Annotated in this window: 13 protein-coding genes; 10 read left to right on the forward strand and 3 right to left on the reverse strand. The window is 33.0% G+C overall.

Annotated elements, in window-relative coordinates; all coding sequences use genetic code 11:
- Positions 1-399 precede the first annotated feature (399 nt).
- The 8 genes from YWA_RS15700 (at position 400) to YWA_RS0112940 (ending at position 8069) form a co-directional block, all read left to right on the forward strand.
- Positions 400-573: a hypothetical protein gene (locus YWA_RS15700; protein WP_022828930.1), complete on the forward strand. Its 174-nt coding sequence runs from the start codon at positions 400-402 to the stop codon at positions 571-573.
- Positions 574-957: 384 nt separating this feature from the next.
- The gene (locus YWA_RS0112905; RefSeq protein WP_169627263.1) at positions 958-2670 is read left to right on the forward strand and encodes a tetratricopeptide repeat-containing sensor histidine kinase; all 1713 of its coding nucleotides are present in this window, start codon (positions 958-960) and stop codon (positions 2668-2670) included.
- Between the two features lie 34 nt (positions 2671-2704).
- Positions 2705-3364, forward strand: coding sequence for a DNA-binding response regulator (locus YWA_RS0112910; protein WP_022828932.1), 660 nt, complete (start codon positions 2705-2707; stop codon positions 3362-3364).
- 133 nt (positions 3365-3497) lie between these two features.
- Entirely contained in the window at positions 3498-4058 is a 561-nt protein-coding gene (locus tag YWA_RS0112915) for a hypothetical protein (protein WP_022828933.1), read from the forward strand.
- A gap of 75 nt (positions 4059-4133) precedes the next feature.
- Complete coding sequence (locus tag YWA_RS0112920; protein WP_022828934.1) at positions 4134-4838, forward strand: TraB/GumN family protein; 705 nt, start codon at positions 4134-4136, stop codon at positions 4836-4838.
- A gap of 932 nt (positions 4839-5770) precedes the next feature.
- A complete protein-coding gene (locus YWA_RS0112930) occupies positions 5771-6217 on the forward strand; it encodes a hypothetical protein (RefSeq protein WP_022828936.1) in 447 nt (148 codons plus the stop codon).
- A 31-nt stretch (positions 6218-6248) separates the two neighbouring features.
- Positions 6249-7385 carry a hypothetical protein gene (locus YWA_RS0112935; RefSeq protein ID WP_157505357.1) on the forward strand — a complete coding sequence of 379 codons (1137 nt, stop codon included), beginning with the start codon at positions 6249-6251 and terminating at the stop codon, positions 7383-7385.
- Positions 7386-7577: 192 nt separating this feature from the next.
- Complete coding sequence (locus tag YWA_RS0112940; RefSeq protein WP_022828938.1) at positions 7578-8069, forward strand: hypothetical protein; 492 nt, start codon at positions 7578-7580, stop codon at positions 8067-8069.
- Positions 8070-8383: 314 nt separating this feature from the next.
- Here YWA_RS0112940 and YWA_RS0112945 read toward each other — a convergent pair whose 3' ends face one another.
- The 3 genes from YWA_RS0112945 to YWA_RS0112955 all read right to left on the reverse strand — a co-directional run bounded on the left by YWA_RS0112945 (position 8384) and on the right by YWA_RS0112955 (position 11277).
- Entirely contained in the window at positions 8384-9331 is a 948-nt protein-coding gene (locus YWA_RS0112945; RefSeq protein ID WP_022828939.1) for a lipid A deacylase LpxR family protein, read from the reverse strand.
- A gap of 3 nt (positions 9332-9334) precedes the next feature.
- The gene (mtgA, locus tag YWA_RS0112950; protein WP_022828940.1) at positions 9335-10015 is read right to left on the reverse strand and encodes a monofunctional biosynthetic peptidoglycan transglycosylase; all 681 of its coding nucleotides are present in this window, start codon (positions 10013-10015) and stop codon (positions 9335-9337) included.
- 149 nt (positions 10016-10164) lie between these two features.
- Positions 10165-11277, reverse strand: a complete 1113-nt coding sequence (locus tag YWA_RS0112955) for an NAD(P)/FAD-dependent oxidoreductase (protein ID WP_022828941.1) — start codon at positions 11275-11277, stop codon at positions 10165-10167.
- A gap of 383 nt (positions 11278-11660) precedes the next feature.
- On the opposite strand from YWA_RS0112955, the gene YWA_RS0112965 reads away from it, so the two are divergent.
- Positions 11661-13562, forward strand: a complete 1902-nt coding sequence (locus tag YWA_RS0112965; protein WP_040472215.1) for a S9 family peptidase — start codon at positions 11661-11663, stop codon at positions 13560-13562.
- Positions 13563-13816: 254 nt separating this feature from the next.
- Entirely contained in the window at positions 13817-15013 is a 1197-nt protein-coding gene (locus YWA_RS0112970) for a C1 family peptidase (protein WP_022828943.1), read from the forward strand.
- The last annotated feature ends 61 nt before the right edge of the window (positions 15014-15074 follow it).

Genomic DNA, 15074 nt, shown 5'->3' on the forward strand with positions numbered 1-15074 from the left:
TTGGCGTAATTGTTTACAAAAAAGCCTTTTAAAATATTTTATAGAAAAGCATTCGTTTCGGCGGATGCTTTTTTTTTGTTTTAGGACTACTTCAAATTTTCTATTATTCTAGCAATTTAAAACTTGCTGATCGAGACGCTTCTTATCATAATTAGAAGTTCCTTTTTCCCGGAACTGCTTTCTCAATTACTCTTTATCTCTTTTTCCTGATTCTCTTTGGAAACCTCTTTTTAACATTATTTACTAAAAAGCCGTAAACCTCAACATCCCTTTCAAAGTAGATTTACAAAGTAATAGTACAACGAATTCACATTTCAAAAATTTATGTTTTGACTAGTAATGCATTTACAGCAATACACTTATACATAAAATTAATGTCTAATTTTAATAATTACTCAAATGAAAAAGCTACTTTATTTTCTTCTTTCCGTTGTTTTATTAATTTCCATTTCTTCTTGTACGGCAGAAGAACTTCCCGAAACGACTAAAACTTTACAAGGTGATGCAGGTGATTCGAATAATTCAGGAGCAGGAGAGACTGATCCGCCAACAGTTATTCCACCAAAAAAATAGTTATAAAACCAAAAATAAAAATAAACTTTTTTCTTCTGGGTTTTATAACTTAGCTACTTTTATACTATAGCTATATTCGTGAAAAATTATATCAAAATATTTATCTTCTTAATCTTCTTTATTTTTAGTTGTTCTAGAAATAATTCAGATGACAAGCGGAATTATATGCCATCAAATTCTACTTTAAACGAAGAGTTACAAGTTTTAAAATCAAAACCTTATGATTCATTAGTTAGAAATGAATTTATTACACTTTCTGAAAAATATTTTTACTCCAATAACGATGACTATTATGTTATTTCTAAAATGTACGAAGAAAGAGCATTGACCGCAAACGACACTTTAGGTCTAGTCAATTCAAAAGCTAATTTAGGAGTTTACTATTTGAATAAGTTTGAAATTGACAGCTCTTACTTATTTTTCTCAAAGGCAGAAAAACTTTCATTGAAATTGAAAGAAAAACCATTTATGGTCTCCATTCTTTTAAATAAATCCAATCTTCTGTGGCTTAAAAAAAATTATTCGGAAGCAGAAGTAACAGCTTTCGAGGCACTAGATATAGCTCAAAACAAACAGTATTACGATTATGAATATACTTGCTATATTATTATTGCAAATACTCTTTTAGAACGCAATAAATATGAAAAAGCAATCGAATATTATAAAAAGGCTCTAGTTATTGCTCTAAACCAAGGACAGAATTTTGATCAATCGGCTCTTCCGCTATCATATAGTTACATTGCTAAAGTTTACCAAAAACAAAACAATCATCAACAAGCCATAGAATTCGCTAATAAAGGATTAGCATATAAGAACCTTCGAAGTGATAATATAAAAGTATATTGCTATTTAAAGAATGTTCTAGGAAAGGCTATTTACAAATCTCAAAAAAAAGAAGCCTTGTCGATTTATATCGAAACTTTAAAAATTGGCGACAGTCTTAATTTTGGTCCTATTCAAGTCGCGAGTCAGTTGCAATTGGGCGAATATTATCTTTATTACAAAGACACCTTGAACGCAAATACCTACTTACAGAAAGCTAAGGAGTTAGCTCATCAAAACAAACTTTTCGACGATGAACTTATTATTTTAAAACTTCTAGTAAAATCAAATCCACTACAAGGCAATTATTATTCAGACCGATATATTCATCTTAATGACAGTTTACAAAATGTAGAACGAGCTACTAGAGATAAATTTGCTCGAATAGAATTTGAAACCGATGAGATATCCAATCAAAGAAATCAAATTCAGATAGAATATAAAAAATTAAACACACAACTATTTTTAGTAATTGGATTTACACTTTTAACGTTTCTTTCCTTGTATTTTTGGTTTAAAAATAAAGCCAATAAGGCTAAAATTAAAGAACTTAAGTTAATTCAAGAAAAGCAAGAGCTGCAAAACAATGAACTGTTATTGATTCAAGAACAACAATCTAATGACGAAAAAATTTACCAATTATTGTTAAGTCAACAAGAAAAAATTGAAGAAGCAAAACAGATAGAGAAAAAAAGAATTTCCCGCGAACTTCATGACGGAATTATGGGTAAACTTTCTGGAATACGATTGAACCTTTACATACTCAAGAAAAAAACGGATCCTGAGACCATTGCAAAATGTTTAGAATTCGTAAAAGAGATGCAAGTCATTGAAAATGATTTGAGATTATTATCACACGATTTAAACAAAGAAACCATTTCAACGGCTAACGGAATTGAAAGCGAGATTGTAAATATATTCCATGAAATTAACAACCATCAAAGCATTAAATTTGATTTGCAAATAGACAAAGGAATTATTTGGGAAAATATAAATTACATGCTTAAACTTAATTTATACCGAATCATCCAAGAAGCTTTGCACAATATTGACAAGTATGCACAAGCCAAAAAAGTACAGATTTCCATTTCTCAAAAAAAAGATGCTCTATTGATTAGTATTAAAGATGATGGAATAGGTTTTGATTCGAAAATACAAAAAAAGGGTATTGGATTAAAAAATATGAGAGAACGTACAGAGGAATTAGGTGGAGAATTTATAGTTGAAACAGCACTAGAGGAAGGCACAATAATAAATTTGGTACTTCCCTGTTAGTAACCTACTTTTATGGAAATTTAAACCAACCAAAATGTCTAAATCTATTTTAATCGTTGACGACCACAAGGTTACAACACTTGGCTACAAGTCCATCTTAGAAAACAATGACCGAGATTTAACATTTATATTTACTACGATCACCTCACTCCAGCAAGCGTACGAGCTTATAACGGCTTCTACTAATCACAACACTTTTGATATTGTTTTTCTCGACAGAAGTATGCCTCCATTTGAAGAGAAAAAAATTGTACTCGGCGAAGATTTAATTCCCTTCATTCGTAAAAGCAATGAAAACGCTAAAGTGATAATACTAACTTCACTTACTGAGAAATTCAGTATCTATGATGTTATCTATAAAAACCGCCCAGACGGGATGATGATAAAAAGCGAAATTGACGACGAAAACTTGATAGAATGTGTCCAATCCATATTAAACAATCAAAGTTACCACAGTATTCTTGTACGAGAAGCTTTGAAAGAAGAGATCATTACTAAAGGCCACTTTGACACAATTGATCGGCAAATTATCACTTTACTTTCTCAAGGATTTCGCAACGCTACTATCGCTGACAAGCTCGGATTATCAGCCAGTGCTGTAGAAAAAAGAAAATCTAGAATAAAGGATTACCTCAATGTAACAGGAAATGACGAAGAAATAATTAAAGAAAGCCGAAGACTCGGATATATTTAAACATTTAACATCTTTTACGGCAAAGCCGTAACCAAGCCTTTTTTCATGATAGTATTTTTACAACATCAAATTACTCGAGAATTTTTTGATGTGAACAATTAAAAATATTTTAAACAAATTAAATTTTATTATCATGAAAAAATTATTATTTAGCCTAATGGCAATTGCATTTTTGAGTTTTACGGTTAATGCTCAAAAAGTTTCAAAGGAAGAGGCAAGAGTTTATGCTGCAAAAGTATTGCTAAATTTTAAAAGCACTTTGCACACTTCCTATAAAAACTCAGTAGATTTTGAAGATTTTGTGAAAATTGTTACTTATCCTAACAATTCCACAACTATGCCGAATGAAGGAAAAGAACTTCTAAAAGTAGCTTATGTACTTCTGTCAAACAATACATCTGATAAGGAAATAATCTCCACTTATTCAGGTAAGGAAGTTGCCAATGCATATAAATTTTTAAAAGCGCATCCCTCATTTGACGAAACTCAACTCTTTGGATTCAAAATTAAAGATGCAGCAATGACAGGAGGCAAAGGAGGCCCAAGTATACATAATGATGCTCACGTTTCTGATCGTGAAATAAATAGAGAGTATCCTTGTAAATGGTATCAAATTAAATGTCACCTAAATGAAATTGTAGGTGAAGCAGCAGCAGATATCATAATGACGGCATTAATAGCTCTTTTATTATAAACATAATTAACAGGGCTGTAAATTAAATTAATCAGCCCTGTTTCATAATCATTTATTGATTTTAAATTATTAGACATGAAAAATAAATTACTACTTTTAACAATTATTACAGTTCTACTAATTGGCTGTAAATCATCTTTAATTAATTACGCTCTAGAAAAAAAAGGAATTTATGACGACCATATAACAACAAAAACCTTTTCAGTAGCGAACAAACAAATCATTTTTTTACCGATGCAGCATGTCGGCAGAAAAGAATATTATGATGATGTAAAAAGAAAAATCGACTCTTTAAAAAGCAAAGATTATGTCTTCTTTTATGAAAAAATAATAGACGATACGAAAGATACTTTGGACTTATACAAATTCCGAAAAATCATTCATTTTGGAATTCCAAAAAACGGTTATGTCAACTTGTTAGATTCTCTATACAAAAGCGGTACAAAATTTAAGTACACATTAATAAATCAACCATCAATAGAAACGTTTGGTTTAACCAGTCAGAATAGCTTTAACATTGATATGACTATTGAAACAATCATAAACAATGTTGAAAAATCAAAAGATATAACATTAGAACAATGCGACTTTATTAACTCATATACCCAGAATTATAAGTGTACAAATAAGCTTTTAAATAAAGAGGAGTGGAAAAAATATTTAATTGATGATAGAAACGACTTCTTAGTCAACGAAGTCAAAAAAAGCAAGTTTAAAAAAATAGTAGTTATCTATGGCAAAGCACATCTAAATGGGTTTGAAAATCAAATTGCAAAATAATTATACCCATCTATAAAAAACGCAATTTACCAGTAAAACATTTATTCCCTTACTTATTTCCTCCTATGTTGCTAGTAATCGCTTTTACTGTAATGAAAATTAATAACACCTATAAATATTCGAATTATATTCTAGTTTTTTGAGTGACCTTAGAATAAACTGCCGTATTTGGAATCATAAGGGAACTAAGAAAACTAGTGAAAATCTAGAGTTTTTAATTCAGAATCCGTTTCAAAAAATTTAAAATGGATTCTGAATTAATTTATATTTGAGTAGGTTTCTTAATATGAATATTAGTTTAATATTACTGCCTACATAAAGTAATTTAATCCATACCTGCTATGAGAATATTTTCTGTTCTATTGTGTTTTTCTCTTTATAGTTGCAAATTAATGCTATTAACAAGTAAGACTAACTTTATCTCAGTATCGAACTAAATGAAACTAGAAATGGATTTGGCTTTAACTGTAAAAGATAGAATTGATGGCAAAGAAGAAAGTTTTTTATTTGATATTGGAGCTATTAATATGCTCTGGTGATCGATTGTATCGAGCCCCCACCTACATTAAAAAATAAAAGTAGCATTTTCAACGCGATTTATTAAAGCAAGGTACTTGTGAAGTGGTTGTTTGACTCAAAAAAACCAATTTCAGAGTCACATTGCAAACGCTCTATTGCGTTTTTTAAAAGGATAAAGGTAATAGATGCAATCGAGCATCAGAATAGAACATCAATATAATCGGATTCTCATTTATATTTAAAAAGATTCTCCTAAGGGTTTTTTGCTTTCAACTTATGCAAAACGACAACCCTTAAAGTTGTCGTTTTTTCATTCCTACAAATCCATTCTATTAACATTTTTTACGGCTAAACCGTAAATCCATACTCGAGTAGTACGGTAATTTTACCTCATAAAGCTAAACAGAAAAATCATGTTACGAATCATCCTTTATACTTCGCTTTTGCTTGTTACATCAATGGGTTTTGCGCAACCACGGCTTGAGATTGCATTAGACGTTCGTGGGACATTCTGTAAAGGTGGTTCAGGTCTTTGTAATCAGGATAGGAACCCAACAAAAGATTCAACGATGAAAATATACACTGCAACAAAATTAGATTACAACAGGATTAGTTTTGAAATCGAGCCAAATAAACTTTCCATTGAAGAACAAGTTATCTTTTTTGGTAAAGAATACCGAGAATTAAAACCCACGGACGAAATCATGTTTATACAAGAAAACGATTTCATCTTTGACTTAGACACCCTCATTTACCTCGACCTTGATTTAGCTTATGGACTCTTAAAAAAAGGAACTTACCCGATAAAAGTTGACAAAGACAAAGTGAAAGTAACCTTCACGCTTTCTTTTCACAGATAATACTGATAAAATAATCTCAAACCATAATGCTATGAAAACCTATCTCTACCTCAGTATAAGTTTGCTGTTTTTTACAAATACAACAGCTTTCCCAAGTAAAGAATTGAGTGACCCTAATGTGATTATGGAACAATTGATCTCTGAAATTAAAGATGTCCAGTTGAAGTATGACAAACTTATCAGCGACAAGGCGCTCCAAATACAAACACTCAATAAAGCGCTTCAAATAGCGATAAGTACCGAGCAAAAAGTAGATATATTAGTTCAAAAGGACCTCGTTAATAGAGAAATTTCAATTCTAAAAATGGATGTAACAAGTGAAATATCTAAGATAAGATATTTAAAAGGATTGCAGATCATAAAGATTCTCTATGAAAAAGTCCTCAGTTTAGACCATCATTTTGCGTCAGTACGAACGTTAAGTGAAATTAACAAAATGTCCAACCCAAATCAATATCCAGAATATGAGAAACTAAAAGAAATTGTCTCTGCTAAAAAAGACAAGAAAAGTGGTTTTGAGTTGACCTCGATTCTTGGAACAAACACAGTGGTGTCTCTAGTGCAGACATTTACTTCAATGCTTTCATCAAGCATGACAAAAGATGAAAAAGAAAAAGAACTGGCTAACGTAGAATGTATTTTAGATTTCACATTACGTATGCAAAATGACTTAAATACCATCTATTTTGAAACGGCCTTTTTACAAAAGAGTAATGCTAAAATGAAAGAAGATATTGAAACCTTGTTTAGGGATTATACAAAACCTATTGGATATATGGCAACACTCGAAAATTGCCGCTCCAATGATGACTGGGAAACCGTTACGCAAAAAATGGAAGAGTATTTAACGAAATTAAAAGCAGCCACAGGAAGTCCTCAATATAAAATGCAAGTTAATCTAGAATTTCCTATCGATCGATTGCTGCAGTTCATCACCCAATATAACAATTTTATAGATCAAGGTGGAAAGTTTTATGAGAAATTCAAAATCATCCTGAACAGCTATGAAAACGAAAAGAAATGTGAAACCAAATTACCTTTAGAATACAAAAAATTAAAAAGCGACATTGACGTTGCAATTGATAAATTTAACATCGCTTACAAACCAGTTGAGGTTAACGGAACCAAGATGAAGGAAATACTATACGGCTTAAATGAGTTTGATTAAATAATAAATAGTTTTTGTTAGTAGTTAAAAACGACCACCTAAGAAGTGGTCGTTTTTTTAATCAAAAATTTCTTTCCTTAACATTTTTTACGGCAAAGCCGTAATGCACCACTTTTGCAAAGTACTATTTTTACAACATCAAATAGAAAGTTTTTCTATTTAAAGAATTAAAACATGTTAAACATTTAGATCATGAAAAAAACTATAATTATCCTTTCCTTGATCACGTTACCTTTGTTAGGAATGGCACAATCAAAAATCTCAGCTGAAACCTCCTTTGGAAACTTCAACATTGGAAAAGATTACGGAGCAAATGTCGAAGTCGGCGTCACATATCATTTTTCAGAACAAACTGCATTAAAATTGTCTGGCTTAGGTGGACAATTAGAAAATCGTCCAACAAATATTGACTATCAAGTTCTAAAATTCGCGCTACACAGTGAACAGAAAATCATCTCTTCTAAACAGATCGAATTTTGCTTGTTATTTGGTATTAGTTATCTGTCGGTAGAAAACAATCTCCCTTTAGAGAAAAATGACTTTACAGGTATAGATCTAGGAACTACAATCAATATTTTTCCAAAAAGCAAATGGGGATTAGGTGTAAAAATTGTAAGCACATACGCTTACGACGCTCCTGGTGGAATTTTGCAAGCTAATGGATTTGTATCCTACCGTTTTTAAAAACCGATATCCACTTTAAATAAATAGTTTTTGTTAGTAGTGAAAAACGACAACTGTAAAAAGTTGTCGTTTTTTTATCGCTCTACTAACTACATTTAACGTTTTTTACGGCTTTGTCGTAATCTCCCTATCTACTTATCTGATAATTTTACAGCGCAACAAAAAAACCGACAACACATGTTCACTATTATTTTTTACCTAATCATTACGCTCCGATCAATTATTTGTTCCATCGAAGTAAAAATTGTAGAATGGCTGTTTAACTAGCAAAAAAAATAAGATATTTCCTCTAACAAGTGCAATTTATTTAAAGTTTAATTGAGTAAATACCCCACTCCAATCGACCCATAATAATAGCCTTTATTCACAATATTATCCGCTTCTTGAGTCGTATAATTAAAAGTGTAATGAAAATTCCAATTGTTTTTTCGGTATTTCAAGCCTGCTTCTCCTTCAAACCGAAAAGGAATTAAAGGAAATATTACCGGACTTTTATCTTGAAACAAACTTCCTTGAATCGTTGCATCGTAAATCTGATAATTCACTTTTGGACTGATGAAAAAATAAAATTCAGAAGATTCTCGGTACTTTTTATCATACCGAAGCGAAGCATCATATAAATTAGATTCAGAACTAGACAGCAGTTTCTTAAAGCCAATTCTTAATACAGGTCCAACAGTAATTTCATTCCAAATGGTTCCTACTTTCACTTCAGCTTGCGCCAAAATATCAATCGTGTTTTTAGGATTTAAAGTGATTACTTTTTTTCCGTAGAACGCTTCTGTTTGAACCAATAGTGCGTTGTGAATTTGGTATTGCCAACCTTCCACAGCATCGTATCCAAAAGTTTTGTGAAATTGCCATTGCAGTTGTTTTCCAAAGGCATTTGGACCCATAAAACCAACTTGCGCATTAAGTTTGAATACAGTTTCGTTCGTAAAAAACCGGTGCATTCCCGCTTCCGCAAATAAAACGCCAGCAAATGGTCGGTCGTTTACATAAAAGTCTTCCGCTCGAATCGTTTGTGGATTGTAGATGTATTGAGCAATTCGAAATTCAGTTATTTTCTTAACGACTTTTTCGCTCTTGGGAGCATTCAAATAGCGGTAATAAAGTTCGAATCCGTTCGTGTAATATTTATCATTGACCGTAGAAGTGTACAAATCATTGTCTAAAATCAGTCCAAATTCCGCCGCGTGATTTTGCGCAACAGTACTTAAACTGAATAGTAATAAAAGTACAAATACGCATTTTTTAACCATACATCAATAGTCTAATTTTCCCACGTAACGCATGTGCTTGACAATTCTCCCTTTTCTTCGTTCAATATAACTTGAAGAATTGCTGGCCTTAAATTTCCTTGGATTTGGTAAAATTGCGGCAATTCCAGCAGCTTCTCTTTTAGATAAATCTGCTGCGGATTTTCCGTACCAATGTTTTGATGCGGCTTCAACTCCGTAAACGCCAGTTCCCATTTCGATACTATTGAGGTAGACTTCCATAATGCGTTCCTTACCCCAAATAAATTCGATTAGTACTGTGAAATAAGCTTCGAGCCCTTTTCGCAAGTAACTTCTTCCTTGCCATAAGAACACATTTTTAGCGGTTTGTTGCGAAATGGTGCTTCCTCCTTTTAGTTTTTTTCCTTTTTCATTATTTTCCATCGCCTTTTGAATGGCGTTGAAATCAAATCCACTGTGGGTTAAAAAATTTCCGTCTTCGCTGGCAATAACTGCTTTTTGCATATTCACAGAAATCTCTTCAATAGGTACCCACTTGTGACTTGAAGTCATTTCTTGACCGTCCAACTTTTGGTCAATCGCTCGCGTAATCATTAAAGGCGTGAACGGAACGGGAACAAATTTGAAAATAATAACCGATAAAATAGACAATCCAAAAAACCAAAGCATTGCTTTCCAAAGGAAACGAAGTATTTTTTTAACCATGAAATTTTTATTTTTTATTTACCATTCAGATGAAACTCTTATATTTCGAAAACATAGCAAGAAGTTCACCTGCCTAATTCGTGTTTGTAAACATTATGAATACCAAAATTCGTGTTATTGGTGTAATTCGTGGCAAGAAAACTTGATACTCAAACCAAATCTGCTAATTCTTTTCCTACTAAACTACCAATGGCAATTCCCATTCCTCCCAATCGCACACCACAATAAATGTGATTGGACAATTGTTTTACAATTGGATTCTTGGTCTGCCCCATTCCCATTATTCCGCTCCAGCGGTGTTCAATTTCAAATTTGTGGTTTGGCAAAATTACTTCTTTTAACAATCGCTCCAACTCGTTTTGAATTAAATTTGTATTTCCAAAATCAGTTGTAGTTTCCCCTTTGAAATCCAAGTTTCGGCCTCCGCCAAATAAAATACGGTTATCAATATTTCTGAAATAATAATACCCTTTATCTAAATGAAAGGTTCCTTTTATTTTCAAATCAGAAATTGGTTTCGTAATTAAAACTTGAGCTCTCGCAGGTTGAACGTCTTCTATAAAAAGTGTTTTTGAAAATCCATTTGTAGCAAAAAGCAGTTTTTTCGTTGAAAATGAAAAATCTGCTAAATTTACTTTTACATCCAAATCATTCTCTTGATAATCCGTTACCGATTGATTATTTAAAATTAATATTCCTTCTGAATAGGCAATTTTTAATAACTGCTGCATCATTTTTCCCGTATCAATTTGCGCTTCAAACGGATTAAAAATAATTCGTTGATGAATCTTTTGAAAACCAAAAACATCTTTTTGCATTTTGAAAACTGGACTCTTAAACAATGGAAAAAGCAACTCATTGACGAAATCTAATTGCTCTAAACATTCATCAAACGTTTCCTTATCATTTTCTGTGAAAAGTTCGTAACCGCCATTTTGCTGGAAATCCATTGCTTCGTCGCCAATTCGGTTCCGCAACAATTGTAGACCTTCCCAACGTTTTGCAATCAATTTATAAACTTCGTCGGGAGCTTGTATTTTCAAATCGTCTACAATTTCTGACAAACTACCAAAACAAGCGAATCCGGCATTTTTAGTACTTGCTCCTTCGGGCAAACTTCCTATCTCAATGATCAGAATTTTACTTTCGGGAAAACGTGCTCGTAAATTTAGGGCGGCATGCAAGCCTACAATTCCACTTCCTACGATGGTAAAATCGACGTTTTGAAACCAACTTTTATATTCCCAATAGCTTAAATGCATTTGTGTTTTTATTTTGAATTAAAAGTAATCATTTTGAATCAGAATAATTTTATGTCTTTCGATTTTGATGAATAGCTTCTTGATTTATTGCCAAATTTTCTACGTGAGGAAGGTTTTTGCGTGAGGGATTGAGCAATTGTCTGAGCTCTTTATGGTCTCGTTTTTTGGGACGAGACCATAAAAGCGAGTGCGAAAGCCCGACCCTGATTTTTCATCAGGGTCACGCCCAAATTAAAATTTATGGAAAGTTGAAAGTTATAATTTCGCGTTAAACTTATACAATTTCAAGTAAACTACATCTGGTGACAAGACAAATTTGCAATATTATTAGTATTTTTGGGATTGCTAAAAATGTTCAAGAAATTGAACGCAACACACGTATTATGTATAAAAAAATCGTTCCATTATTAGTTTTAATGATGAGTTTAAATGCTTTTTCGCAACAAGTCATGACGCCCGAATTGCTTTTTAAATTAGGCCGCGTTTCTGCTTTGGGAATTACTAAAGACCAGAAAAGCATTATTTATAAAGTTACCCAAGTTTCAGTTGACGACAATAAATCGAGCAGTAAAGTTTATTTAATGCCTGTAGATGGTGGTAATGCAACTGAAATTACGGACTATTCAACTCTATTGAGCGATAAAAATAGTTCTAAAGACGGAAAGCTATTGTACAGCGAAGAAGTAAAAATTGCCAAAGTTTTAGGGAAAGATTTTTATCCAGAATTAGAAAAATCGGATGTTCAAATTTACGATGGTTTGGATTACAGACATTGGGACACTTGGAACGAAGGCAAACACAACCACGTTTTTTATAAAGAAAATGCTGCTGCAAAAGAAGGAATTGACATTATGGGAACGGAGCCGTTTGATAGTCCACAAAAACCTTTTGGTGGTGATGAAGATTACATTTGGTCGCCTGATGGAAGTAAAATCATTTACGTTTCTAAGAAAAAAGTGGGAACTGAATATGCTATTTCTACCAATACGGATTTGTACGAATATGATTTAGCTACGAAAAAAACTGCAAATTTAACTCCTGAAAATTTAGGCTACGATACCGCTCCACAATTTTCGCCAAACGGAGAGTTGACTTGGTTGCAAATGAAACGCGACGGTTATGAAGCCGATAAAAATGACATTGTTGTTTCTTTTAAAGGAATAAAAATGAACTTGACTGCGAATTGGGACGGAACAGTGGATAGTTTTTCCTGGAGTGCTGATGGAAAAAAAGTATATTTTTTAGCGCCTGTGGATGGAACAAAACAATTGTTTGAAGTAAATTTTCCGGGGATGACACGAATTGCGGTCCGAGTTGAGCAAATTACGAAAGGTGATTGGGACGTGAATCAATTGGTTGGAATTGTAAATAATGCAGCAATTGTTGCAAGAACGGACATGAATCACGCTTCTGAGCTTTTTTCGTACGATTTGAAGAAAAAGTCGTGGAAACAATTGACTAAAGTAAACGATGCAGCTTATGCTTCTATTTCTTTAAGCAAAACTGAACGACGCTATGTAACAACTACCGATGGTAAAAAAATGTTGGTTTGGGTAATTTTACCTCCAAATTTTGATGCTACTAAAAAATACCCAACGTTATTATATTGTCAAGGTGGACCACAATCTGCGTTGTCTCAATTTTATTCGTTCCGATGGAATTTCCAAGTAATGGCGGCTCAAGGTTATATTATTGTGGCACCAAACAGACGCGGAATGCCAGGTCACGGTGTCGAATGGAACGAGGCAATCAGTAAAGATTGGGGTGGTCAAGTGATGGACGATTATTTAAGTGCCATTGACGATGTTGCTAAAGAAAAATATGTAGATAAAGATCGTTTGGGTGCTGTTGGCGCGAGTTATGGTGGTTATTCTGTATTCTATTTAGCGGGAAATCATAACAATCGTTTCAAAACTTTTATCGCTCACGACGGCGTTTTCAATACGCAAAGTATGTTTGGAACTACCGAAGAAGTATTCTTTAACCGCTGGGATTTTGGTGGCGCTTATTGGGAAAAAGATAATAAAATTGCTCAAAAAGCATTCAACGAATTCAACCCTATTAATTACGTGGATAAATGGAATACACCGATCTTAATCATTCAAGGTGGAAAAGATTTCCGTGTGCCAATTGGTCAAAGTTTAGAAGCTTTTCAAGCAGCTCAACTTCGTGGAATTAAAAGTAAATTAATTTACTTTCCAGAAGAAAATCATTGGGTTTTGAAACCACAAAACGCGATTGTTTGGCAAAGAGAATTTTTTAAATGGTTGAAAGAAACGTTATAGAGGAAGTTTAAAAGGTTAGGCGGTTAAAAGTTTAAAAGTTCAGAGCTAAAACGTAATTAAACAGCAATCTTGTAAGAATATTTTACAAGTTCAAAGAGAAATAAAATTTGAAAACAGTTCACATATTTCCATTTCCGAAACAACAGATGACAATGTTACATCAGATAAGAAAAGTGCAGATAATAAGATGCTGTAATTCTAAATAATGAATAGAATTTGGCGGAAGCCTTAAAAAATTTAAAAAATAAAATACTATGTATACATTTTCAATTCGTCCGTATGTTTTAGCAGCGACTTTGTTTGCCGGAACCATTAGCGGATTTGCACAAGATAATTTAGTAAACGCTTTAAAAGTAAACGCTAGCGACAACAGTAAAGCGTCTTTTCAGTTTACAGAAGTGATCAACCTTCAAAATACTTCGGTTAAAAATCAAGGTTCATCAGGAACGTGTTGGAGTTATTCAGCAAATTCCTTTTTAGAATCAGAAATGGCTCGAATGGGAAAACAACCTGTTGAGATTTCGCAGATATTTTCAGCAAGAAATACGTACATCGAAAAAGGAAAAATGTATGTGAGAATGCATGGTGCTGTCACGTTAGGCGATGGTGGCGGATTGTACGACGTGATTAATATGTACAAAAAATACGGTGCGGTTCCACAATCGGTTTATACGGGATTGAATTATGGAACTCAAAAAAATAAATTTGCTGAAATGGGTCAGATTACCGAAAGCATTTTGCAAGCGGTAGTAAAAAATCCAAATGGTGAATTGACGCCAAATTGGGAAACCGCTTATGCCGCAGTGATTGATTCTTATTTAGGTCAAGTACCCGAATCATTTGATTATAACGGAAAAAAGTATACGCCACAAACTTTTGCAAAAGAAGTAATCGGAATTAATGCCGACGATTATATTCAGATTTCTTCATTTGACACGACTCCGTTTTATACAAGAGGAACGCTTTTAGTTCCGGATAACTGGTCGTTTGAGCAGGTTTATAATGTAAAGGCAAACGATTTGACTTCAATTGTGGACAATGCTTTGAAAAAAGGATATACGGTAGCTTGGGCTGGTGATGTGAGTGAAAAAACATTCAGTTGGAAAAATGGGGTAGCGTTTGTAAGCGATAAAAAGTTTGACGACATGACGGCTGACGAAAAAGCAGCTATTTTCAACGGACCAAAAAAAGAACCAGTTACAACCGATGAAATCCGTCAGAAAGCATTTGACAATTATACGACAACAGACGACCACGGAATGCACATTGTAGGACTTGCGAAAGACCAAAATGGAAAAGAGTATTATATTGTGAAAAATTCTTGGGGAGTAACGAATGATTACAAAGGATATTTGTTCATGACGAAAGAATACATCAAACTAAAATCAACGGCGATTATGGTTCATAAAGCTGCGGTTCCTAGTGAACTTGCTAAAAAAATGAGCATTTAATACTTCCGCTATTTATCACTAAATCCCGACCTAATCATCGGGATTTTTTTATGAAGCGTTT

The sequence above is a fragment of the Flavobacterium antarcticum DSM 19726 genome, assembly GCF_000419685.1.
GTDB lineage: Bacteria > Bacteroidota > Bacteroidia > Flavobacteriales > Flavobacteriaceae > Flavobacterium > Flavobacterium antarcticum.